The sequence below is a fragment of the Cribrihabitans marinus genome, assembly GCF_900109035.1.
Lineage (GTDB): Bacteria > Pseudomonadota > Alphaproteobacteria > Rhodobacterales > Rhodobacteraceae > Cribrihabitans > Cribrihabitans marinus.
Genome location: NZ_FNYD01000008.1, coordinates 1 through 21,679 on the forward strand (window position 1 = coordinate 1; position 21,679 = coordinate 21,679).

Below are 21,679 nucleotides of genomic sequence, written 5' to 3' on the forward strand. Positions count from 1 at the left end.
GACGGTCATCCCAGAAGCCGCATCGACGATCTCATGCCCTGGAACTTTGCGGCCGCGTCAAGCCGCGCCGCGTAGGGGATCGCCGAGGCGCTTACACCTAGGCACGTGTTGCCGCCCCTCTTTTATCTTGCGCTCCCATTGTTGGGCGCAAGATACCATCTCTTGATGCTCGGACTCGTCGACTCGTCTATGGAGTAGCTGCCAAGAGTGGGTTTCCGCAGTGTGCATACCAGAGGTCTGAAAACACTGCGCAATTGCAGGAAACCTGCACACGACCGATTTGCATGCACGCGAAAACGCTAGTCACGTCAGTGACTTGCAGCATTCGTGGCAGGCGTTTTTATCTTGCCCTTCTTCCTGTTGTCTTCCGCAGTCCTCCGAAACCAGCTCTTGGCGCGCGTTCAAAGTCCCAAACATGCAGTCTCAGGCGACGCTACCAGATGCATGAGTCGAGGGCCGGGCGCGACCGCCAAGATGCCAACTTCGGTGCTTCGATTTGAGCCGTGAATTTGGGAAGCTCCCCATCCGATTTGCACGCTGTGACAGGCCGCTTTGCGCGGCGCGTTCGCTTGCTCTGCACAAGACGCCCGCGCCGCCTCATGCTGCTCGACATGGCACCGTCACGCCCATCGGCAACACGCACTGAACCGGTCCAGCCGGTCGATGCTGCGCGGATCGAGGCGGCGTTGATTAAGGTCGCGATGCTTGTCGCGGAGGACCCGGCCTTCGCGCCGATCTTCGAGCGGTTGGAGGCAGAACTGGCCGCGGCCTGGAAGAAGGAGAAGCGGTTGTCGGAAGCGCAGCGCCGCGCGCGGGCGCTGCTGGCTCAGAAGGCGATGCGAGCGACGAGTTCGGCAACGTGTTCCAGCGACGCGCCCTTGCCGTATCGTTCCCGGTCGAGCCGGTGACCGAAGAGGTCGCGGCGGATGCGGTCGTCGATCCCGGCGGCAAGCATGCGGTCTTCAAAGGCATGTCGCAGGGAGTACATCGAGTGGCGCGGGGTCTCGAGCAGGCCGTTTGCGCGGAGGAACTTGTTCACAACCGCACTCAGGGTGGCGCGGTTCCGGTAGCGGGGAAAGCCCTCGGGGTACTGCTTCAGGGCTTCCAGCGAGACACCGGTCAGCGGGATCACCCGGCGGGCGTAGTGGCTCTTCAACTGCCGTCCCTCCGGTTCGATGGAGATATGGGGAACGTCGCAGTCCAGCCGGATCGTGTCCGCCGTCAGCGCGGCGCCTTCGGAGGGGCGGTAGCCCGTGTTGATCATCCCGAGCAGCAGAGCGCGGGCCTGACCGTTCAACCCGTCCAGCGCGCCTGGGGCGAGCAGGCGCGTCCTGATCCACTCCTCGCTGAATGGCGGGCGCGTCAGCTTCTCGCCCTCCTTGAAGGACAACTCGCCGAGCGGCAGCGAGAGGCCAAGCCGCTTCATCATGTTCACGGTCTTCAACACGTCGCCCAGGTGGATCAGATCCTTGTTGGCCGAATTCGCCGTGACCTCGCCTGCCTCGATCCGGTCGAGCCAGTGCTGGCGGAAGTCCAGCATGTCGTCGCGGGTGATGTTGGCGATTTCCTTGTCGCCGACGACCGCGACGAAGTTCTTAACCGCCTTCTTGCGCGGCGCTTCCCAACGGCGCAGCTGGTCCTCGCTCTTGCCGAGGGTCTTTTCCTTGGCGAGGCCCCAGTAGAGTTCCAGTGCCTTGGTGACCGACATCCGGGGTTCCGGGACGGTGCCGAGAAGGGCCGCGGCCTCGATGGCATCGGGTTGCTTCGCCGGGGCTGGGATCGCCTCGACGCGCTCGACGACTTCCTCAACCGGCAACTTGGCCACCGTCCCCGCATCCAGATACCGAAAGCCGCGCGCCCGGGCGAGGTCGCGGGCGGCTTCGTAGCGGGCCTCTGCATCTTCACTGTTCCCAGCCAGGCGCGCCTCCCAAGCCTCGATCATCTGGCTCCACGCCCGATCCGCCTTGCTCCGAGCGATGGTCTCCGAGTCGGTGTGCAGGCTGATCCAGACGGTTTCGCGCGGCTCAATGTTCCGATACCGGCGTGGGACGCGGCGGCGGAGGTGGTAGAGACGGCCCCGTTTCGCGGTGCTCATGGCGGAGAAATTCCCCATTTGTGCAGCAAATTGTGTAGCAAAACGTGCAGCAAATCAAGCGGACCAAAAACCGCCGTCAGCGCGAAAACGCCGAATTCCGCCCTACTATCAGGCGGTTGTGAAATATAGATCTTGGAAAAATGGCGGAGACGAAGGGATTCGAACCCTCGAGACGGTTTCCCGCCTACTCCCTTAGCAGGGGAGCGCCTTCGACCACTCGGCCACGTCTCCGCCGACCCGTTTAGAGGCGTGGCGGCCGGGAAACAAGGCGAAAATTCGGGTGGGCGGAGATCGGGCGGGCATTGTGCCCGCGCCGTCGGGTCAACGCCCTTGCGCGCGGCGCCGGCGCAGGTTGCGGCCCATTTGGCGTGGCCTGCCCGTCTTGCGGGGCTGGACCAAACGTGACAAGGAGGCTGCCAATCGCGCCGGATTCCCGACGCGCTCGACCGGGGGGGGCCGGCTTTGCCTCCGACGTTCTGTCACGGCGCGTGACGCGGCGGTCGGGGAAAGGTGATGCCCGCGGCGGTGTGGTGCGGTAAAGACGGAGGAACCGGGGCTGTTGTCGCCGCTCGTATTTCTGGCCCGGCACGGAAAGCTGATCCTGATCGCCGGGTTGGTGGCGGGCATCGCCTTGCCGGGTGTCGCGGCGACCCTGCGGCCCTGGATCCCGGAAATGGTCGCGCTGCTTCTGTTCCTGACGGCGTTTCGCATTGGCCCGTCGGACACGATCGAGACCTTGGATGCGGTGGCCCGGACAACGAGGGCGGTGCTGATCCTGCAGCTTGTCCTGCCGCTGGGATTTCTGGGCCTGCTGTACCTGCTGGGCCAACCCTTGTCGCCGTTGTCGCTGGCCGTCGCGCTGATGCTGTCGGCCCCGTCCGTCACCGGGTCGGCCAATTTCTCCATCCTGCTCGGGCATGACCCCGCGCCGGCGCTGCGTCTGCTGATCCTGGGCACGGCGTTGCTGCCGCTGACCTGTATCCCGATCTTCTGGCTGATGCCGCAATTCGGCGCGCTGGGCGCCGTGCTGGAGGCCGCCGGCCGGCTATTGGCGGTGATCCTCGCGGCGGCGGTCCTGGGCTTTGCCCTGCGGCACTGGGGCTTCCGGTCGCTGGGCGACCGCGGGCGGCGGGCGACCGACGGGCTGACCGTCATCGCCCTTGCGGTGATCGTCGTGGGGCTGATGTCGGCGGTGCGGCCGACCTTCGACCGCGACCCCGCGCTTCTGGCGTTCTGGATGGCGGCGGCCTTTGCCGCGAATTTCGGGATGCAGATCGCGACCTTCCTGGTTCTGCGCGCTCGCGGGCGCCGGGCGGCGGTGCCGACGTCGATCGTGGCGGGCAACCGCAATTTCGCGCTGTTCTTCGTGGCTCTGCCACCCGAAAGCACCGACGCCCTGCTGGTCTTCCTGGGATGCTACCAGGTGCCGATGTACCTGACGCCGACGCTGCTGCGGCGGCTATACGATACCGCGTGACGGCACCGGCCCTGCCGGGCCATCATCGTCACCAGAGTGAAGGAGTGAATGGACATGAGCCACGTCGACCTGAACGCCGACATGGGCGAGAGCTTTGGCCCCTGGACCATGGGCGACGACAACAGCCTGCTGGGGATCATCACCAGCGCCAACATCGCCTGCGGCTTTCATGCCGGCGATCCCGATGTCATGGCCCGGACGATGGCCAGGGCCGCCGAGCATGGCGTCGGGATCGGGGCGCATCCGGGATTTCCCGATCTGCAGGGCTTCGGCCGGCGCAACATGAAGCTGCCGGCAACCGCGCTGCGCAACCTTGTGCGCTATCAGCTGGGTGCGGCGCGGGGCATGGCCGCGGCGCTGGGGCTCAGGGTCCGCCATCTGAAGCTGCACGGCGCGCTGGCCAACATGTGCTCGGTCGATGCCGGGATGGCGCGGGCCTGTTACCAGGGGGCGCTGGATGTCGATCCGGACATCATCGTGATGGTGCTGGCCGCCACCCGCCAGCAACAGGCCGCCGAGGAGCTGGGCTGCGCCTGGGTGGGCGAGATCTTTGCCGACCGCGCTTACAACGACGATGGCACGCTGGTCGACCGGTCCTTGCCGGGAGCGGTCATCCATGACGCCGATATCGCCGGTCCGCGGATCCTCGAGATGGTGAAGGAAGGCGCGATCATCACCGAAAGCGGGAAACGCATCGACACCCCGATCGACACGATCTGCATGCATGGCGACACGCCCGAGGCGGTGGCTATCGCCCGCTCGGTCCGGCGCTGCCTGGAAGAGGGCGGCGTCAGGGTCGGCATGTTCGGCGATTGACACGCGCACTGCTTGGCGACGGCGCGGGCGCGTGTCGAGCCGCGGCGATCAGGCCGCCTGCATGTTATGCGCGCCGAGCGCCGCGTGCAGGTCGGCGATGATGTCGTCCGCGCTTTCCAACCCGACGGAAAGGCGTACCAGGCCCTCGGCGATCCCGTGTTCGGCCCGCTCTTCCGGGGTATAGGTCGAATGGGTCATGCTGGCCGGGTGCTGGATCAGGCTTTCCGCATCGCCGAGGCTGACCGCCCTCTGGATCAGCCTGAGGCGGTTCATCACCGCGATACCGCCCGCCTTTCCGCCCTTGACCTCGAAGGGGATCATCCCGCCGAACCGCGCCATCTGGCGGCGCGCCACGTCCCCCTGCGCAAAGCTGTCCAGGCCGGGATAGGAGACGCTCAGCACGGCGGGGTGCGCCTCGAGCGCGCGGGCCACGTGCATGGCCGTTTCGCAATGGCGCTCCATCCGCAGCTCAAGCGTCTTGATCCCGCGCAAAAGCAGCATCGCGGTCATCGGCGACATCACCGCGCCGGTCATGTCCTTGAGCCCGACCAGTCGGATCCGGGTGATGTCCTCGGAGCTGCCGACAATCAGCCCGGCCACGACATCGCCATGACCGCTGAGAAACTTGGTCGCGGAATGCAGGACGATATCGGCGCCATGTTCCAGCGGCCGGGTGACAACCGGGGTGGCATAGGTGTTGTCCACCACGACCCGCGCCCCGGCGTCATGGGCGATCCGAGAGATCGCGGGAATGTCGACCAGCCGGTTGTTGGGGTTTGCCGGTGTCTCGAAATAGACGATCCTCGTGTTCGAACTGATCGCTTCGCTCAGGTTGCCGGGATCGGTCAGGTCCACCAGCCTGACCTTGACGCCAAAGCGCGGCAGGCCGTGCGTCATGAAGGCGAAGGTGCAGCCATAGAGCGTCTTGTCGATGATGACCTCGTCGCCCGCCTCGAGAAAGGTCCAGAGCGTCGATGTGATCGCGCCCATGCCGGACGCGGTGCACAGGCCCGCTTCGCCGCCCTCCAGGTTGGCGATGCGCTGTTCCAGGTGATCCAGCGTCGGGTTGGAGATGCGCGAATAGAAATGCCCCTCCTGCTCACCCGCGAACATCGCGCCGCCGGCCTCGGCCGTGTCGAAGGTAAATGTCGACGACATATAGATCGGCGGGTTCAGAGCGCCCTGGTGGGATTGCGGATCATACCCGTGGTGAATGGCGCGGGTGGCGAAATCATAATCGTTGGCTGACATGCTGACCTCCTCGAATCTGATAGGTATTATCTGCTATGGTTGGGGGTCATTTGTTGCTATCTTGGGCAAAATACAGTTACTAGTTGGAACTAAATGCCAAACTTGGACGCCACCGACCGAAAAATCATCCGCGCCCTTCAGAAGAACGGCAGGATGACCAACCTCGATCTGGCGGCCGAGGTGAACTTGTCGCCATCGCCGTGCCTGCGCCGGCTTCGCCTGCTGGAAAAGTCCGGCGCGATCACCGGCTACAGCGTGGACGTGGACGCCAAGGCCTATGGGCTTCCGGTGACGGTGATGGTGCGCATCAGCCTCGAGCGTCACAACGAGGATCTCGTGCGCCATTTCGAGGCTCAGATGAAGTCGATCCCCGAGGTTCTGGAGTGCTTCGTGATGACGGGCCTGTCCGACTATCTCCTGCGCGTGGTCGTCAGTGACCTGGAAGGCTATGAGCGGTTCGTGCGCGACCGGCTGCACCCGATCGGAGGCATCAGTTCGATCGACACCAGCTTCGTCTACGGCGTGGTCAAGCGGACCCACGTATTCCCGGACGTCGGTTAGCCGGCCGTCCGGATCATGCGCAATAGATCTGGTCACAAAAGGGAAGGGGCGGTAGTTTTCCTTGGCTCCAAGTTCTCGGAGGCGGGCATGATCGTGCGCGTCGGCGTCGGCGAAGACCGGGCACCCTGGCAGTGCATCGCCTATGGCGACGGAACGACGGCGGGGATTGAATCGCTGACCGACGAAGGGGCGCTATAGGATGCCAGTGTCCCGTTCCCGCACCGCGGCGCTGCTCTGCGCCCTTGCAGGCGCCGCCCCGCTCGCGGCGCAATCCACGGCCGAGGTGAGGTTCGAGGCGGGCAGCGACACCGCCGCCGTGAACGGCGCGATCATCGGTGATGAATATGCGAACTATGTTCTCGGCGCCAACGAGGGGCAGACCATGTCCGTCGCCCTGACGGTCACGGAGTCGAACGGGCTCGGCACCGCCTATTTCAACATCCTGCCGCCCGGTAGTCATGGTGTGGCGATCTACGACGGGTCGATGGACGATGACGGTTTCGCCGAGGTCCAGCTGCCGGAAAGCGGCGACTACACGATCCGCGTCTACCAGATGGGCAATGACGCCGACACGGGCAAGACCACTAGATACGCGGTTTCTTTCACCATCGACTAAGGAGCGCCACATGACCGAAGTTCTGCACGCCCTGATTTCCGGCCTTCTGGCGGCCGGGGTCTATTATGGACTGAGATCCGCCGGAATGCTCGACGGCAAGACCAGGATGCAGCAGTTCCTGTTCCTGGCGCCGATCTTTTTCGTGGTGGTGCTGATCTTCAACCTGATCTGGCCCTACGGGCCGTAACCGCGGTGGGCTAGACCCATTTCGCCAGCGGCGGCAGGCTCATCAGCACGGCATTGGCGTCGTGGCCGGTTTCCAGCCCGAACTTGGTGCCCCGGTCATAGACCAGATTGTATTCGGCGTAGAGCCCGCGATGGATCAGCTGCGTGTCTTTGTCGGTTTCGTTGAAGTCCTGTGTCCTGCGCCGCTCGACCAGCGGCAGGAAGCCCGGCAGGAAGGCGCGGCCGATATCCTGCGTCAGCGCGAAATCCGCTTGCCAGTCGCCGGTGCAGTAATCGTCCATGAAGATCCCGCCGACACCCCGGGCCCGTCCCCGGTGCGGGATGAAGAAATACTCGTCCGCCCAGGCCTTGAGCCGCGGGTAATGCGCCGGGCCGTGCGGGTCCAGATGCGCCTTTTGCGTGGCGTGAAAATGCGCGTTGTCCTCGTCATATTCGATGCAGGGGTTCAGATCCGAGCCACCGCCGAACCACCAGGCATGCGGGGTCCAGAACATGCGGGTGTTCATGTGGACCGCCGGCACATGCGGGTTCTGCATATGCGCGACCAGGCTGATGCCGCTGGCCCAGAACCGGGGATCCTCGGCCATGCCGGGGATACCCTTGCGCGCGGCCATCGCCGCCTGCGCCCGCTCGCCCAGCGAGCCGTAGACGGTCGAAACGTTGACGCCGACCTTCTCGAACACGCGCCCGCCGCGCATCACGCTCATCAATCCGCCGCCCGCATCCGATCCGTCGTCGGACCGGCGGCGAGTCTCGCTTACGTCGAAGGCGCCGGGGGCCGCGTCCGAAAACGGGCCCGTGTCGTGGCTGGCCTCCAGCGCCTCGAAGGCGGCGACGATCTCGTCCCTCAGCTGTCGAAACCAGGCGGCGGCGGCGGATTTCTCGGTATCGAACATTCTGGCCTCAATGTGCCGGGGCGGCGACCGGGTCAAGCAGGGTCCGCCCGCCATCCAGTGTCAGGATCTGGCCGGTCATGAAGCCCGAGGCCTCGGAGGCCAGGAACTGCGCGGTCTCGGCCAGCTCGGTCGCGGGCGCGATCCGCGCCAGGGGCGTGTGCTTCTCGATGTCGTCGCGGAAGGTGCGGTTCTCCTTGAGCGTCGATTGCAGCGAGGCGCTCATCACCGAGCCCAGGGCGATGGCGTTGACCCGGATCCGGTTCGGCGCCAGCGCCACCGCCAGCGACCGCGTGAGCTGGTCCAGCGCCGCCGAGCTGACCGAATAGGCCAACAGATTGGGATGCGTCCGCCGCGCCGCGATCGAGGACAGGTTGATGATCGTGCCGGCGGGCTGGTCCTCGTCGCTCTCGTCCTCCTCGGTCTGCTTGATCATGCGCTTGGCGACGTGCTGGGACAGCCGAAGGGCGGGCATCAGGTTCTGGTCGATCAGCTGGCGCACGCTGTCGTCGTCGCCGTCCAGCGGATCGGTGGCGATCACCTGGCGCGCGCCGTTGACCAGAATGTCGATCTGTTCATAAGCGTCGATGGTGGCCGAAATCAGGTTGGCGATGGTCAGCCGTTCGCGCAGGTCGCCGGCGAAATAGCTGATGTTCTCCTCTTCGCTCCGGCCGCCCAGCTCGTCCAGCAGGCGGGATTCGTCGATGTCGGCGAACATGACATTGGCGCCCTTGTCGGCGAAGTGCCGGCCGATGGCCAGGCCGATGCCGTTGGCGGCCCCGGTCACGATGGCGGTCTTGCCGGCGATGGAAAAGGACATGGGCGGCCTCCTGATTTGCGGCGCAGCCTAGCGCGGTTCAGCGATGGGGGCGAGAGGGGCGCGCGGCATGCAGAAGCTTGAAGCGGCGGTCGCCGCCGATCTCCTCGACATGCGCGAAGCGCTCGGTCAGCGCGGTCTCGTAGGGCAGGTGCCGGTTGGCGACCATCCAGAGCCGGCCGCCCGGCGCCAGGATGCGGGCGGCGGCGGCGATGAAGCCGCGGCCGAGGTCGCTGTCGGGCGCGCGCCCGGTGTGAAACGGCGGGTTCATCACCACCGCGTCCAGCGTGTCCGAGGGCGTCCAGGTCAGCGCATCGGCCCAGTGAAACCGGGCGCGCGGATCGTTCACGTTCTGCCGCGCGCACTCCAGCGCCACGTGATCGGCCTCGACCAGGTCCAGGCCTTCGATCCCGCCGGCCCGGTCCAGCAGCGCGGCCGAGAGATAACCCCATCCGGCGCCCAGGTCGGCCACGCGGCGGCCCGGTTTGGCCGGCAACGCGGCGGCGAGCAGGGCCGAGGCGGGATCGATTCCATCCGCCGAGAACACGCCCGGCGCGGTGTGGAACCCTTGGGCCATCTGCGCGTCGGGCGCGCGCCAGTCGGCAAAGGCGGACGATTCGGAACGGAACCAGAAGATCTTGCCATGTGCCTTGGATATCGGCCCCTCGACCGGCACGCGCTTGCGGATGTCGCGCAACAGGCTGTCGATGCCGTCGGTCTTGGCGCCGTCCACGACCACTGTGCCGCTGGCCCGGTCGCAGGCCCTGGCCACCAGCGCGCGGGCCTGCGCCTTGGCGCGGGGCAGGAACAGGATCGCGTCCCGACAGGGCGCATCGGTCGCCGGCACGCACTCGAAGCCGCGCGATGCGAAATGGTCGTGATGGGGCCGGAACGGCTGCACCACCTGCACCGGGACGGGCAGGCCGGCCAGATCGGCCTCCGGCGGTGGCGCGAGAACCGACACCGGACCCTCCAGGGACAGGCCGGCATCCAGCGCGAGCGAAAGGCGGATCGACATGCGGGGGTGTCCGTTCCGGAAGGTGGACGGCGGCGTCAGGCGCGCGCGATCACTCTTCCTTTTCCATGGTGCATTGCAGCGGGTGCTGGTGGCGCCGTGCGAAATCCATCACCTGGCCCACCTTGGTCTCGGCGATCTCGTGGCTGAACACGCCGACGACCGCGACGCCCTTCTTGTGGACGGTCAGCATGATCTCGAACGCTTGCGCATGGGTCATGCCGAAGAACCGCTCCAGCACGTGGACAACGAACTCCATCGGGGTGTAGTCGTCGTTCAGCAGAAGCACCTTGTAGAGTGGCGGGCGCTTGGTCTTGGGGCGCGTCTCGACCAGGATCGAGCTGTCGCCGTCGCCATCCGTCTTGTCCGACATGGTCAGGGGCTTGAGCAGCATTGGGCAACGATGTCCGGTTCACGCTTAAGGTTTCGTATAGAGGCTTATATATCTTTCACCCCCGGATGGAAAAGGGGCCAGCGGTCAGATCGCACATGCCAGCACGACTTACCACCATAGGATTCGATGCCGACGACACGCTTTGGCACAACGAACGCTTCTTCCAGCTCACGCAGGAGAGATTTGCCGGGCTGCTTGCCGATCATGCCGGCCGCGACCACCTGATGGAGCGCCTGCTGGCCGCCGAGCGGCGGAACCTGGGGCATTATGGCTATGGCATCAAGGGGTTCGTCCTGTCGATGATCGAAACCGCCCTTGAGGTGACGGAAGCGCGGGTTCCGGCCCCGGTCATCGGTGAACTGATCGCGGCCGGGCACGAGATGCTGGCACATCCGATCGAACTGCTGCCCCATGCCCGGGAGGCGGTCGAGGCCGTGACGGACACGCACCGGGTCGTGCTGATCACCAAGGGCGACCTGCTGGACCAGGAGCGCAAGCTGGCGCAATCCGGGCTGGGCGACCTGTTCGACGCGGTCGAGATCGTGTCCGAAAAGACGCCCGAAACCTACCGCGCGGTCTTTGCCCGCCACGGCAACGGTGCGGACCGCTCGATGATGGTGGGCAATTCGGTGCGCTCGGACGTGGTGCCGGCGCTCGAGGCGGGGGGATGGGGCGTGCATGTGCCGCATGAGCTGACCTGGGCGGTCGAGGCCGCCGAGCCGCCCGCCGCCGCTGAGAGATTCCATTCGCTGGCGGATCTGGGCGGGTTGCCGGACCTGGTGCGCGGTATCGGGTGACGCCCCGGTTTTGCGGCAATCGCCGGTGTCGTGTCCGGCCGATTCATGGGCGCAAGACCTTGATCACACAACTTCAGGAATTCGACGCAAATGCCGAAACCCGTTGTTTATTCCGCGGACTTGCTGTGTTAGCCTCAAGCAAATCACAAAAAAATCGTCAGTCGGAAGAATTCGGCGGCATTGAGGCAGACAGAGAAAATGATCGTGCAGGTTCGGCGTTTCCGCCCGGCCCGTTTGGGCTTCGTAATTCTCGCCTTTATCTGGTTGTGCGTCCTACTGCCGCTCAGCGCGGCTGCGGCCCCTTATGCCGCGATGGTGATCGACGCGCGAACCGGCGAGGTTCTCCACTCCCGCAACGCGGACACAAGGCTGCATCCCGCGTCGCTCACCAAGATGATGACGCTCTACATCGCGTTCGAGGCGGTCCGGAACGGTGAGATCGACCTGGACACGCAGGTGCGCATCACCCGTGAGGCCGCCGCCGAGCCACCCTCGAAACTGGGCCTGCGCACCGGCCAGAGGATCGCATTCCGCTACCTGATCCGGGCTGCGGCGGTCAAATCGGCCAACGATGCGGCCACGGCCATCGGCGTGGCGCTCAGCGGGTCCGAGGCGGCCTTTGCCCGCCGGATGACACGGACCGCCAAGGCGATGGGCATGACCCGGACCACGTTCAAGAACGCACACGGTCTGACCGAATCCGGCCACCTGAGCACGGCCCGCGACATGACGCTTCTGGGGCGGCATATCCTCTACGACTATCCCGAATACTATAACCTCTTCTCTCGCCGCTCGACCCATGCCGGGATCAAGACTGTCAGCAACACCAACCGCCGGCTCCTCGCGGCCTACGAGGGCGCCGACGGGATCAAGACCGGCTATACCCGTGCTGCCGGCTCCAACCTGGTGGCCTCGGCCAAGCGCGGCAACGAACGCGTCATCGCGACGGTGTTCGGCGGCCATTCGAGCGCCTGGCGCAACGCGCGGGTGGCTGAGTTGCTGGATATGGGATTCCGTCGGGCGCCGTCGCGCGCGCCGATCCGCCGCCCCGACCGGCCGGTCTATGCCGGCAACAACGGCATCGGCGCCGGCACGTCCAAGACCGTGCGGGTTGCCGCCGGCCCGCCCAAGTCCAGCCTGCGCCCGCGCCTGCGGCCCGGCGGCGAAGATCAGCCGGTGGTCGTGGCGGCCGCAACCGACGATGGAAGCATCGAAGCTGCCGTGGTCGAGGCGATCGTCTCTGCCGAGGCGACCACATCGGATCCGGCTGCGGCCCCCGTCGCCAGCGCGAAGCCGGTGACGGTCGCCACGCGCCCGGCCATGCGGCCCGAAGACCTGGTGCTGGCCGCCGCGCGTGGCGGCACCGACGACGTCGCCGAAGAGACCGAAGCCGAGCAGGAGGTCGTCACCCGGCTGTCCACCTCGGGCGGACATCTTTGGGGCATCAATGTCGGGCGCTACTCGACCCGCTATGATGCCGAGAAGATTCTGCTGCGCACCGCGCTGGCCGAGATGGCCACGCTGGACGGCACCCTGCGCAAGGTGAACCAGTCCGCGCGCGGGTTCGACGCCACCTTCCAGGGCATGACCCGCGACCAGGCCGACCTGGCCTGCCGGCGGCTGAGTGCGCGCAACGTCACCTGCTTCATGATCGGACCGTCCTGAGGCCGGCAAACGGCCTCAGCCGCGCCAGTCGAAGAACCCCTCGCCTGCGCGGGCCAGCAGGTCCCGTGCCATCTCGGCCCCCAGCGCCGCGCCGTCCTCGACCGGGCAGCTGCGGTCGTCGTTCAACGCCTCGGATCCGTCGGGGCGCAGCACCTCGCCGCGCAGACGCAGGGTTCCGCCATCCAGTTCGGCCAGCCCGGCGATGGGCGTCTCGCAGGAGCCGTCCAGCGCCGCCAGGAAGGCGCGTTCGGCGGCCAGCCGCCGTGTGGTGGTGGCATCGTGGATCGCCTCGAGCATGGACGCGGCGCGGCTGTCCTGCGCCCGCCGCTCGATCCCGATGGCGCCCTGGGCGATCGCCGGCAGCATGTCGTCGGGCGAGATCGCGATGGCGGGCACGTCCTCCATGTCCAATCGCCTGAGGCCGGCCATCGCCAGAAACGTGCATTCGGCCACGCCTTCGGCCAGTTTCCGCAACCGGGTCTGAACGTTGCCGCGGAACTCGACCACCTTCAGGTCGGGCCGGCGGTTGAGCAGCTGAGACCGCCGCCGCAAAGACGAGGTGCCCACGACCGCACCATCGGGCAGGTCTCGGATCGACCCCAACCGGGGCGAGATGAAGGCGTCGCGCACATCCTCGCGCGGCAGGAACGTGTCCAGCACCAGCCCCTCGGGCTGTTCGACCGGCATGTCCTTGGTCGAGTGCACCGCGATGTCAATGTCGCCGCGCAGCATCGCCTCCTCGATCTCCTTGGTGAACAGGCCCTTGTTGCCGATTTCCTTCAAGGGCCGGTCGGCCTCGATCATCGCCCGGTTGTCGCCGGTGGTCTTGATCACGACGACCTCGAAGGCGTCCTGCGGCAGGTCGAATGCGGCGGCCAGCCGGTCGCGGGTCTCGTTGGCCTGGGCCAGCGCAAGCGGCGAACCGCGGGTGCCGATCTTCAAGGGTGTCGCGGGGGTTGGAAGCGATGCTGTCATGGCCGACAGCTTTAGTCGCGTCATAGTGCCCTGACAATGGGGGCCATGCTTGACAAAACGCCGCCGAGGCGGGAACCCCTGTCGCGAACAGGAGAAAGGGGCGGACATGGCCGAGACGAAGAAGCTGCTGCGGGCGCTGGCGGGCGAGGTGCAGAAGGTGCCGCCGATCTGGATGATGCGCCAGGCCGGGCGGTATCTGCCGGAATACCGCGCCACGCGCGAGCAGGCGGGCGATTTCCTGTCGCTGTGCTACACGCCCGACCTGGCCGCCGAGGTCACGTTGCAGCCGATCCGGCGCTTCGGCTTCGATGCCGCGATCCTGTTCGCCGACATCCTGCTGGTGCCGCAGGCGCTGGGCGCGGATCTGTGGTTCGTGACCGGCGAGGGGCCGCGCCTGTCGACCATCACGCGCCAGGCCGGGTTCGATGCGCTGAAACCGGCCGACGCGATCCACGACACGCTGGGCCCGATCTACGAGACGGTGCGGATCCTGTCGCGCGAACTGCCCGCGGACACGCCGTTGATCGGCTTTGCCGGCGCGCCCTGGACCGTGGCGACCTACATGATCGCCGGGCGTGGCACGCCGGACCAGGCGCCGGCGCATGCGTTGATGCGCGAGGAGTGCGCCCTGTTCGAGGCGCTGCTGGAGCGGATCACCGAGGCCACCATCACCTACCTCTCGGCGCAGATCGAGGCGGGGGCCGAGGTCGTCAAGATCTTCGACAGCTGGGCCGGCTCGCTGCGCGGCGACGATTTCGACCGCTATGCGGTGGAGCCCGCGCGCCGGATCACGGCCGCGCTGAAGGAGCGTCATCCGGGCATCCCGGTCATCGGCTTCCCGCGCGAGGCGGGCGAGCGTTATGTGGGGTTTGCGAGCGCCACCGGGGTGGACTGCGTGGCGCTGGACAATTCGGTCGATCCCGCCTGGGCGGCGGCGCATGTGCAGGCGGATGGCTGCGTCCAGGGCAACCTGGCGCCGGGCCACATGGTCACCGGCGGCCGGGCGCTGGTCGACGAGACGCGGGCCATCGTCGAGGCGTTTTCCGGCGGGCCGCACATATTCAACCTGGGCCACGGGATCACGCCGGATGCCGATCCCGATAACGTGCATCTGATGATCGAAGCCGTGCGCGGCGGCTGAGGGCGGGAGCGAGGGGCCAGCCCCTCGCGCTCCCCGAGGTATTTTCGGCAAGAGGAAGAGCGGATCAGGACGGTTGCGAGGACCGCAGTTCGGCGCGGATCTCGGACCCGTGCTGGTCGCGGGCCGGGCTTTCGCCTGTTTCGCTCCGGTGGGTCGAGAAGCGCGGCGCGGGGCGCGGCTGCGGTGTGGCACCGGTCGTGTCCCAGGCGCCTCGGGCAGCGTTCATCGGGTGAGCCGCGGCCTCGGATGGGCTGAGCACCGGGGCGACGCAGGCCTCCGTCCCGGCGAAATGCGCGGCCCAGTGGTCACGGGGATGCCGGGCGAAGAGCCGGGCCAGTCGATCGGTGAGCGCGGGCCAGAGTGCCCGGTCGAACTGGCGCCGGAAATCGGGGTCCCCGGCGAGGCCCATCCGGTCCAGGAACGCGGCGTAGAATTTCGGCTCGAGGCATTGCACGGTCACGTGGCCGCCATCGGCGCAGGCATAGCTGCGGCTCCAATGCGGGCCGTCGAGCAGGCTGTGGCCCCGGGTCTCGGACAGGTTGCCGCTCTGCGCCAGGCTCATCAGCAGCGACATCATATGTGCCGAGCCGTCGTAGATCGCGGCATCCACCACGGTGCCCTGTCCGGTGGCGCGGGCATTCAGCAGCCCGGCCAAGAGCCCTGCGACCAGGTAGAGCGCCCCTCCGCCGATATCGCCCAGCAGGGTGGGTGGGGTCTGTGGCGGCTGGCCCGGCGGCGAAGCATACCAGAGCGCGCCCGACAGCGCGACATAGTTCAGGTCGTGCCCCGCCGTCTGCGCCAGAGGGCCGGTCTGGCCCCAGCCGGTCATGCGGCCATAGACCAGCGCCGGGTTGCGCGCCAGGCAGGCGTCGGGGCCGAGGTCCAGGCGCTCCATCACGCCGGGGCGGAAGCCCTCGATCAGCGCGTCGGCGCCGTCAACCAGCGCCTGCGCCGTGGCGCGGTCGTCGGCCTGCTTGAGATCCAGCGCGATGGACCGCTTGCTACGGTCCAGCGGCGAGGGGTCGGGCATGCCCGGCGCCACCGGCCCCGTGGCCCGGTGGATCACGATGACATCGGCGCCCAGCTCCGCCAGCATCATGGCGGCGAAAGGCGCGGGGCCGAGCCCCTCGAACTCGATGATGCGAATGCCGGACAGCATGGGTTCCTCCGTTTCGAATGGTGTTTGGCCTGTGCGCATGGTGTCAGAACCGGGCCTTGAGCCCGGCGCGGGCCGGGCGGCGGGTGCGTCCGCGCTCGCGCAGGAAAACGAACAGGCCGGCGCCGACGATCAGCATCATGCCCAGCCAGACCTGCCAGCCCGGCAGTTCGGACCAGATCATCCAGCCCCAGAAGACCGCCAGCGGCAGACCGACATATTCGAACGGGGCCACGGTGGCCGCATCCGCCATCCGGTAGGCGGCGCTCAGGCAATAGGCGACCACGGCCGAGTTCATGCCCAGCACCAGAAAGAGCGGCCAGTCCGGGTCGTCGGGCCAGGTCCAGGCGCGCAGCAGGAATTGCAGGCTGGTGCTTTCGGTGCCGGTGGCAAAGCGCCCGTCGCCGGCCACCAGGAAGAACCCCACCGAGATCGCGAGGAACATGCCCTGGGTATAAACCGCCAGCGCCGAGGCCTTCATCGCGACCCCCAGCTTGCGGGTCAGAAGCTGCATCAGCGCATAGGTCAGCGCCGCCAGGACCGGCAGCAGCAGCACCAGCCGCGGCACGTCCAGCGCGGCGCCGCTTTGCCAGGGGCGCTGCATCAGCAGGACACCGCCGAACCCCACCAGCACCGCACCCAGCCGCATCGGGCCGACCCGTTCGCCGAGAATCGGGACGGAGAGCAGCGTAATGAAAAGTGGCGCAACGAAGAACAGCGCGGTCGCCTCGGCGATGGGAAGGGCGGCCAGTGCCACGAAAAACGTCATGTTGGCAATGACGATCAAGAGCCCGCGCAGCAGGTGCAGCCCGGGCTGGCGCGTCTTGAGGATCGACCAGCCGCCCTCGATCCGGACCAGGGCAAGGCTGAACAGCAGCCCGATGCCGGACCGGGTAAAGACGATCTGGTGCAGGGGATAGTCGCCCGACAGCTGCTTGATCAGCATGTCGTTGACCGAGATCGTGAACACGCCGGCGATCACGAAGGCAATTCCGGCTGCCGGATTGTTTGACCTGACCTGCATCATCTGAATCTCCCGCCCACGCGGCAGGGCCCCTCGGTTGACCCGTCCAACCGCTAGCACAGGCCGGGTTGCAAGTGGATTTCTGTTTTCCGGCGGACCCTGCGGCGCCGCGCAGCCGGTTGTGCGGCGGCCCCCCTGTTCCTGCCCCGGCGGGCAGGATAGGATCGCCGGCGCAACGAGGGGGGCGCATGAGCACAATCCTGTCCATCGAGAACCTGCGCAAGTTCTATGACGGCGGCTTTGAGGCGCTCAAGGGCGTGTCGCTGGACATCGCTGAAGGCGAGATCCTGGCGCTGCTGGGGCCGAACGGTGCGGGCAAGACCACGCTGATCTCGACGGTCTGCGGGATCACCACGCCCAGTTCCGGCCGTGTGACCGTGGGTGGCCACGATATCCAGAGCGATTTTCGCGCCGCGCGGCAGATGATCGGCCTGGTGCCGCAGGAGATCGCGCTGGAGCCGTTCGAGAAGGTGATGAACACGGTGCGGTTCTCGCGCGGGCTGTTCGGGCATCGCAGGGACGACGCGCGGATGGAGGAGATCCTGCGCAAGCTGTCGCTTTGGGAAAAGCGCAATGCCGCGATCCGCGAGCTGTCGGGCGGCATGAAGCGGCGGGTGCTGATCGCCAAGGCCCTGGCGCATGAGCCGCGCGTGCTGTTCCTGGACGAGCCGACCGCCGGCGTGGATGTCGAGCTGCGCAAGGACATGTGGGACATCGTGGCCGAGCTGAAACGGGCCGGTGTGACGATCATCCTGACCACCCATTACATCGAAGAGGCCGAGGCCATCGCCGACCGTGTCGGTGTCATCAACAACGGCGAGTTGCTGCTGGTGCAGGACAAGGCCAGCCTGATGGCGCAGATGGGCCAGAAACAGATCGAGGTGATGCTGGTCGAGCGGATCGATGCGATCCCCGACGCGCTGTCTTCCTATGAGCTTGCGCTGAACGGGGCGGGCGATTCGCTGATCTATACCTATGACGTTCATGGCGAGCGCACCGGCATCACCGCGTTACTCAACGACGTGGCGCAGGCCGGTCTGACCCTGCGGGATGTCTCGACGCGGCAGTCCAGCCTGGAAGAGATCTTCGTCTCGCTGGTTTCGGAGGATGCCGCATGAACTGGGCCGCCATCGCCGCCATCTACCGGTTCGAAATGACCCGGTTCTTTCGCACGTTGCTGCAGAGCTTCTTTTCGCCGGTGCTCAGCACCTCGCTCTACTTTGTGGTCTTCGGCACCGCCATCGGCAGCCGGATCCAGGAGATCGAGGGCGTGAGCTATGGCGCGTTCATCGTGCCGGGCCTGATCATGCTGTCGGTGGTGATGCTGGCGATCTCGAACGCGTCTTTCGGCATCTACTTTCCGAAATTCCTGGGCACGATCTATGAATTGCTGTCGGCGCCGGTGAACTTCCTGGAGATCGTCATCGGCTATGTCGGTGCGGCGGCGACCAAGGCGCTGTTTGTCGGGCTGGTGATCCTGGCCACCGCCACTCTGTTCGTCGAGATCCGCATACAGCATCCGCTGGCGATGGCGGCGTTCCTGATCCTGACCTGCCTCAGTTTCTCGCTGCTGGGCTTCATCATCGGCATCTGGGCGGGCAATTTCGAACAGATGTCGCTGGTGCCGCAGCTGGTGGTGACGCCGCTGATCTTCCTGGGTGGCACGTTCTATTCGATCACCATGCTGCCGCCGGTCTGGCAGACCGTCACGCTGTTCAACCCGGTGGTCTACCTGATCTCGGGGTTCCGCTGGTCCTTCTACGGCCTGGCGGATGTGCCGATCGGGCTCAGCCTGCTGGCGATCGCGGCCTTCACCGGCGGGTGCCTTGCGGTGATCTGGTGGATCTTCAAGACCGGCTGGCGAATCCGCAGCTGACCTTTCGTTGCATATTTGCCGTTCGAAGGCCGGAAAACCGCTGCCGTCGCGTTTCTGTCGCGGGCGACACCTTGTTTGCGGTCGGTGCGCAATCTACATCGGCATCCATGAAACTCAGGCTGCCTTTTCTGAAGAACCCGCCATTGGTGTCCGTTGTGCGCATGGCGGGAACCATCGGCATGGCCGGTCGCGGGTCGCTCAGCGACGCGGCGCTGGCGCCGGTGTTGGAGCGGGCGTTCCGGCGCGGCAAGCCGGCGGCGGTCGCGTTGCAGATCAATTCGCCCGGCGGCTCTCCGGCCCAGAGCGCGCTGATCGGCGCCCGCATCCGGCGGCTGGCCGAGGAACACGGGATCCCGGTTCATGCCTTCGTCGAGGACGTCGCCGCCTCGGGCGGATACTGGCTGGCGGCTGCGGCGGACGAGATCTGGGCCGACGACAATTCCGTTCTGGGCTCGATCGGGGTGATTTCCTCGGGCTTCGGCGCGCATATCTTTCTGGCCCGGCAGGGCATCGAACGGCGCGTGCACACCGCCGGCAAGTCCAAGTCGATGCTGGATCCGTTCTCTCCGGAAAAGGAAGAGGACGTCGCCCGGCTCAAGGTGGTCCTGGAGGACATCCACGAGAATTTCATCGCCCATGTAAAGGCCCGCCGGGGCAGCCGCCTGGACGGCAAGACCGATCTCTTCACCGGCGAGATCTGGCTGGCGCGCCGTGCCGCCGAACTGGGGCTGATCGACGGCATCGCGCATCTGAAACCCAAGATGCAGGAGGTCTTTGGCGACAAGGTGCAATTCCGCCAATACGGGCTGCGCCGGCCATTCCTGTCGCGGCTGACCGCGGGCGTCCTGAACGAGGCCGCAGCCGGCATCGAGGAGCGCGCCGCATATGCGCGTTTCGGGCTTTGACGTGATCGTAAAGGTCGTTCTTCTGTTTCTCATCGGCATGGCCGTGCTGGCCATGTTCGGCAAGCTGCGCCTGCCTGGGCAGGACAAGCTGGCTGCGCGCAAATGCCCGGGCTGCGGGCGCTACCGGATCGGCAAGGGACCGTGCGCCTGCGGCAAGGGAGGCCGGTCATGATGCCATGGCTGCTGTCCGGGCTGGGCCTGGTGATCCTGCTTCTGGCCGGTGACGCGCTGGTGCGCGGCGCGGTGAACCTGAGCCTGCGGCTGGGCGTTCCGGCACTGATCGTCAGCCTGACGATCGTTGCATTCGGTACCTCGGCGCCCGAGCTTCTGATCGCCATCAAGGCGGTGCAGGAAAACGCGCCCGGCATCGCGCTGGGTAATGTGGTGGGGTCGAACACCGCCAATATCCTGCTGGTGCTGGGGGTTCCGGCGCTGCTGGCGACCATGCACACCAGCGAGTGCAACACCCGCAAGACCTATGTCTTCATGCTTGCGGCTTCGGTCCTGTTCATCGCGCTGGCCTTTCTGGGCACCTTCACGGCGGCCACCGGCGTCATCCTGCTGCTGGCGCTGGCGCTGGTCCTGTGGGACGCCTTCAGGGACGCACGCGCCCACCGCAATGCCTGCGGTGCCGAGGACGACCTGGAGGGGCTGGAAGAGGCCGACCCCGACATGCCCTACTGGCGGATCGCGGTCTACCTCGTGCTGGGCCTGATCGGCCTGCCGATGGGCGCGCATCTGCTGGTCGAGAACGCCAGCATCATCGCCCGCACCTATGGAGTCAGCGAGACCGTGATCGGCCTGACCCTGGTGGCGGTCGGCACCTCGTTGCCCGAACTGGCCACGACGGTCATGGCCGCGCTGCGGCGGCAGGCGGATGTCGCGCTGGGCAATGTCATCGGGTCGAACATGTTCAACCTGCTGGCCATCGTCGGCATCGCGACACTTGTCGGCCCGATCCCCGTGGATCCCGAGTTCCTGCGCTTCGACCTCTGGGTGATGCTGGCGGCCTCTCTGCTGCTGATCCCGTTCGTGTTTTTCCGCAAGGATCTGACGCGGATCTGGGGGGTGGCCTTGACCGCGATGTACGTGGCCTATGTGATCGCGGTATTGACCTAGGTTCCGAGCGAGGTAGACCCCAATGAGCCGAGCCCTTGTCACCGGCGCCGGTGTCCGGCTGGGCCGCGAGATGGCGCTCTACTTGGCCCGTCGCGGGCATGACGTGGCGGTGCATTACGCCCGCTCGGGCGAGGCCGCGGCGCAGGTCGTCGGCGAGATCCGCGCGCTGGGCCGCTCTGCCGTCGCCCTGCAGGCCGATCTGCTGCAGGAGGACCAGTCGACTGCACTGCTGCCGGCGGCGGCCGAGGCGCTGGGCGGGCCGGTGACATGCCTCGTCAACAACGCCTCGATCTTCGAATACGACACCGTGGAAAGCGCCACCCGGGACAGCTGGGACCGGCACATGGAAAGCAACCTGCGCGCGCCCTTCGTGCTGACCCAGGCGATGGCCGCGCAGGGCCTCTCTGCAACGCGCGATGCGGCGGGTGAGCCGGTGGCGGCGGGGCTGGTCCTGAACATGATCGACATGCGCGTGCGCAAGCCGACGCCGGAATTCATGAGCTACACCATCGCCAAGATGGGCTTGTGGGCGATGACGCGGACCACCGCCCAGGCGCTGGCGCCGGCGATCCGCGTCAATGGCATTGGCCCCGGCCCGACCCTGCAGGGACACCGCCAGTCGGACGCCCATTTCGCTCAGCAGCGCGACAAGACGATCCTGCAACGGGGCTCTAACCCCGCCGACATTACCGCCGCGCTGGGTTATTTCCTGGACGCGCCGGCCGTGACCGGGCAGTTGCTTTGCGTCGATGGCGGTCAGCACCTGGCGTGGAAAACCCCGGACATACTGGGCCTTGAATAGAGGTTCTGGCTGCAAGTTTTGCACCGGTCACCGTACGGTTACGAAAGCGTTACAAAAATGCCTTTGTTTTCATAAGCTTGCTTCAGATCGATAAAAGT

General features: G+C 66.4%; 24 protein-coding genes and 1 tRNA gene. 15 read left to right on the top strand and 10 right to left on the bottom strand.

Features of this window, described 5'->3' with window-relative positions:
* Positions 1-599: 599 nt before the first annotated feature.
* Positions 600-908 (top strand): hypothetical protein, encoded by a 309-nt coding sequence (locus BMX57_RS20435; protein WP_143057921.1) that lies wholly within the window; start codon positions 600-602, stop codon positions 906-908.
* On the opposite strand, the gene BMX57_RS13565 is transcribed toward BMX57_RS20435, so the two are convergent.
* Entirely contained in the window at positions 827-2,095 is a 1,269-nt protein-coding gene (locus BMX57_RS13565) for a DUF6538 domain-containing protein (protein WP_092368028.1), read from the bottom strand. The two genes, BMX57_RS20435 and BMX57_RS13565, sit on opposite strands and share 82 nt — an antisense overlap.
* Before the next feature lie 141 nt (positions 2,096-2,236).
* A tRNA-Ser gene (locus tag BMX57_RS13570) sits at positions 2,237-2,326 on the bottom strand.
* 328 nt (positions 2,327-2,654) lie between these two features.
* On the opposite strand from BMX57_RS13570, the gene BMX57_RS13575 reads away from it, so the two are divergent.
* Positions 2,655-3,572 (top strand): hypothetical protein, encoded by a 918-nt coding sequence (locus BMX57_RS13575; RefSeq protein ID WP_229724250.1) that lies wholly within the window; start codon positions 2,655-2,657, stop codon positions 3,570-3,572.
* A 54-nt stretch (positions 3,573-3,626) separates the two neighbouring features.
* Positions 3,627-4,388, top strand: coding sequence for a LamB/YcsF family protein (locus BMX57_RS13580; RefSeq protein ID WP_092368034.1), 762 nt, complete (start codon positions 3,627-3,629; stop codon positions 4,386-4,388).
* Positions 4,389-4,436: 48 nt separating this feature from the next.
* On the opposite strand, the gene BMX57_RS13585 is transcribed toward BMX57_RS13580, so the two are convergent.
* The gene (locus tag BMX57_RS13585; protein ID WP_092368037.1) at positions 4,437-5,639 is read right to left on the bottom strand and encodes a methionine gamma-lyase; all 1,203 of its coding nucleotides are present in this window, start codon (positions 5,637-5,639) and stop codon (positions 4,437-4,439) included.
* A gap of 93 nt (positions 5,640-5,732) precedes the next feature.
* Between BMX57_RS13585 and BMX57_RS13590 the strand changes: the two genes are divergently transcribed.
* The 3 genes from BMX57_RS13590 to BMX57_RS20695 all read left to right on the top strand — a co-directional run bounded on the left by BMX57_RS13590 (position 5,733) and on the right by BMX57_RS20695 (position 7,003).
* On the top strand, positions 5,733-6,200 hold the full coding sequence (locus BMX57_RS13590; RefSeq protein ID WP_092368040.1) for an Lrp/AsnC family transcriptional regulator: 468 nt from the start codon (positions 5,733-5,735) through the stop codon (positions 6,198-6,200).
* A gap of 199 nt (positions 6,201-6,399) precedes the next feature.
* Positions 6,400-6,816 (top strand): hypothetical protein, encoded by a 417-nt coding sequence (locus BMX57_RS13600; RefSeq protein ID WP_092368045.1) that lies wholly within the window; start codon positions 6,400-6,402, stop codon positions 6,814-6,816.
* Between the two features lie 10 nt (positions 6,817-6,826).
* Positions 6,827-7,003: a hypothetical protein gene (locus BMX57_RS20695; protein WP_177175460.1), complete on the top strand. Its 177-nt coding sequence runs from the start codon at positions 6,827-6,829 to the stop codon at positions 7,001-7,003.
* Between the two features lie 10 nt (positions 7,004-7,013).
* Here the strand turns inward: BMX57_RS20695 and hemF are convergent, their stop codons facing one another.
* Genes hemF through clpS form a run of 4 tightly spaced genes read right to left on the bottom strand, consistent with a single transcriptional unit; the run spans position 7,014 to position 10,121 of the window.
* A complete protein-coding gene (hemF, locus tag BMX57_RS13605; protein ID WP_092368048.1) occupies positions 7,014-7,898 on the bottom strand; it encodes an oxygen-dependent coproporphyrinogen oxidase in 885 nt (294 codons plus the stop codon).
* A 7-nt stretch (positions 7,899-7,905) separates the two neighbouring features.
* The gene (locus BMX57_RS13610) at positions 7,906-8,715 is read right to left on the bottom strand and encodes an SDR family NAD(P)-dependent oxidoreductase (RefSeq protein WP_092368051.1); all 810 of its coding nucleotides are present in this window, start codon (positions 8,713-8,715) and stop codon (positions 7,906-7,908) included.
* A gap of 37 nt (positions 8,716-8,752) precedes the next feature.
* Entirely contained in the window at positions 8,753-9,730 is a 978-nt protein-coding gene (locus BMX57_RS13615; RefSeq protein ID WP_092368054.1) for a class I SAM-dependent methyltransferase, read from the bottom strand.
* A gap of 49 nt (positions 9,731-9,779) precedes the next feature.
* Positions 9,780-10,121 carry an ATP-dependent Clp protease adapter ClpS gene (gene clpS / locus BMX57_RS13620; RefSeq protein WP_092368057.1) on the bottom strand — a complete coding sequence of 114 codons (342 nt, stop codon included), beginning with the start codon at positions 10,119-10,121 and terminating at the stop codon, positions 9,780-9,782.
* A 95-nt stretch (positions 10,122-10,216) separates the two neighbouring features.
* Here clpS and BMX57_RS13625 point away from each other — a divergent pair, with 95 nt between their 5' ends.
* Positions 10,217-10,918: an HAD family hydrolase gene (locus BMX57_RS13625; protein ID WP_092368060.1), complete on the top strand. Its 702-nt coding sequence runs from the start codon at positions 10,217-10,219 to the stop codon at positions 10,916-10,918.
* Between the two features lie 198 nt (positions 10,919-11,116).
* Positions 11,117-12,583, top strand: a complete 1,467-nt coding sequence (locus tag BMX57_RS13630) for a D-alanyl-D-alanine carboxypeptidase family protein (RefSeq protein ID WP_092368063.1) — start codon at positions 11,117-11,119, stop codon at positions 12,581-12,583.
* A 15-nt stretch (positions 12,584-12,598) separates the two neighbouring features.
* On the opposite strand, the gene hemC is transcribed toward BMX57_RS13630, so the two are convergent.
* A complete protein-coding gene (gene hemC / locus BMX57_RS13635) occupies positions 12,599-13,558 on the bottom strand; it encodes a hydroxymethylbilane synthase (protein ID WP_092368066.1) in 960 nt (319 codons plus the stop codon).
* A gap of 106 nt (positions 13,559-13,664) precedes the next feature.
* Between hemC and hemE the strand changes: the two genes are divergently transcribed.
* Positions 13,665-14,699, top strand: a complete 1,035-nt coding sequence (gene hemE, locus BMX57_RS13640) for a uroporphyrinogen decarboxylase (protein ID WP_092368069.1) — start codon at positions 13,665-13,667, stop codon at positions 14,697-14,699.
* Positions 14,700-14,763: 64 nt separating this feature from the next.
* Here hemE and BMX57_RS13645 read toward each other — a convergent pair whose 3' ends face one another.
* Both BMX57_RS13645 and BMX57_RS13650 read right to left on the bottom strand, forming a co-directional pair.
* On the bottom strand, positions 14,764-15,858 hold the full coding sequence (locus BMX57_RS13645; RefSeq protein ID WP_092368072.1) for a CaiB/BaiF CoA transferase family protein: 1,095 nt from the start codon (positions 15,856-15,858) through the stop codon (positions 14,764-14,766).
* Between the two features lie 43 nt (positions 15,859-15,901).
* Positions 15,902-16,882 carry a DMT family transporter gene (locus BMX57_RS13650; protein WP_373283106.1) on the bottom strand — a complete coding sequence of 327 codons (981 nt, stop codon included), beginning with the start codon at positions 16,880-16,882 and terminating at the stop codon, positions 15,902-15,904.
* 185 nt (positions 16,883-17,067) lie between these two features.
* Between BMX57_RS13650 and BMX57_RS13655 the strand changes: the two genes are divergently transcribed.
* From BMX57_RS13655 to BMX57_RS13680, 6 genes are all read left to right on the top strand, one after another.
* A complete protein-coding gene (locus BMX57_RS13655) occupies positions 17,068-17,997 on the top strand; it encodes an ABC transporter ATP-binding protein (protein ID WP_092368075.1) in 930 nt (309 codons plus the stop codon).
* The gene (locus tag BMX57_RS13660; RefSeq protein WP_092368078.1) at positions 17,994-18,755 is read left to right on the top strand and encodes an ABC transporter permease; all 762 of its coding nucleotides are present in this window, start codon (positions 17,994-17,996) and stop codon (positions 18,753-18,755) included. Before BMX57_RS13655 ends, BMX57_RS13660 begins: the two co-directional genes overlap by 4 nt.
* A 107-nt stretch (positions 18,756-18,862) precedes the next feature.
* The gene (locus BMX57_RS13665; RefSeq protein ID WP_092368080.1) at positions 18,863-19,660 is read left to right on the top strand and encodes a S49 family peptidase; all 798 of its coding nucleotides are present in this window, start codon (positions 18,863-18,865) and stop codon (positions 19,658-19,660) included.
* Positions 19,641-19,832 carry a hypothetical protein gene (locus BMX57_RS13670; RefSeq protein ID WP_092368083.1) on the top strand — a complete coding sequence of 64 codons (192 nt, stop codon included), beginning with the start codon at positions 19,641-19,643 and terminating at the stop codon, positions 19,830-19,832. The genes BMX57_RS13665 and BMX57_RS13670 overlap by 20 nt, the downstream gene beginning before the upstream one ends.
* A complete protein-coding gene (locus BMX57_RS13675; protein WP_092368086.1) occupies positions 19,829-20,779 on the top strand; it encodes a calcium/sodium antiporter in 951 nt (316 codons plus the stop codon). Before BMX57_RS13670 ends, BMX57_RS13675 begins: the two co-directional genes overlap by 4 nt.
* Before the next feature lie 22 nt (positions 20,780-20,801).
* Positions 20,802-21,581: an SDR family oxidoreductase gene (locus BMX57_RS13680; protein WP_092368089.1), complete on the top strand. Its 780-nt coding sequence runs from the start codon at positions 20,802-20,804 to the stop codon at positions 21,579-21,581.
* Positions 21,582-21,679: the final 98 nt, after the last annotated feature.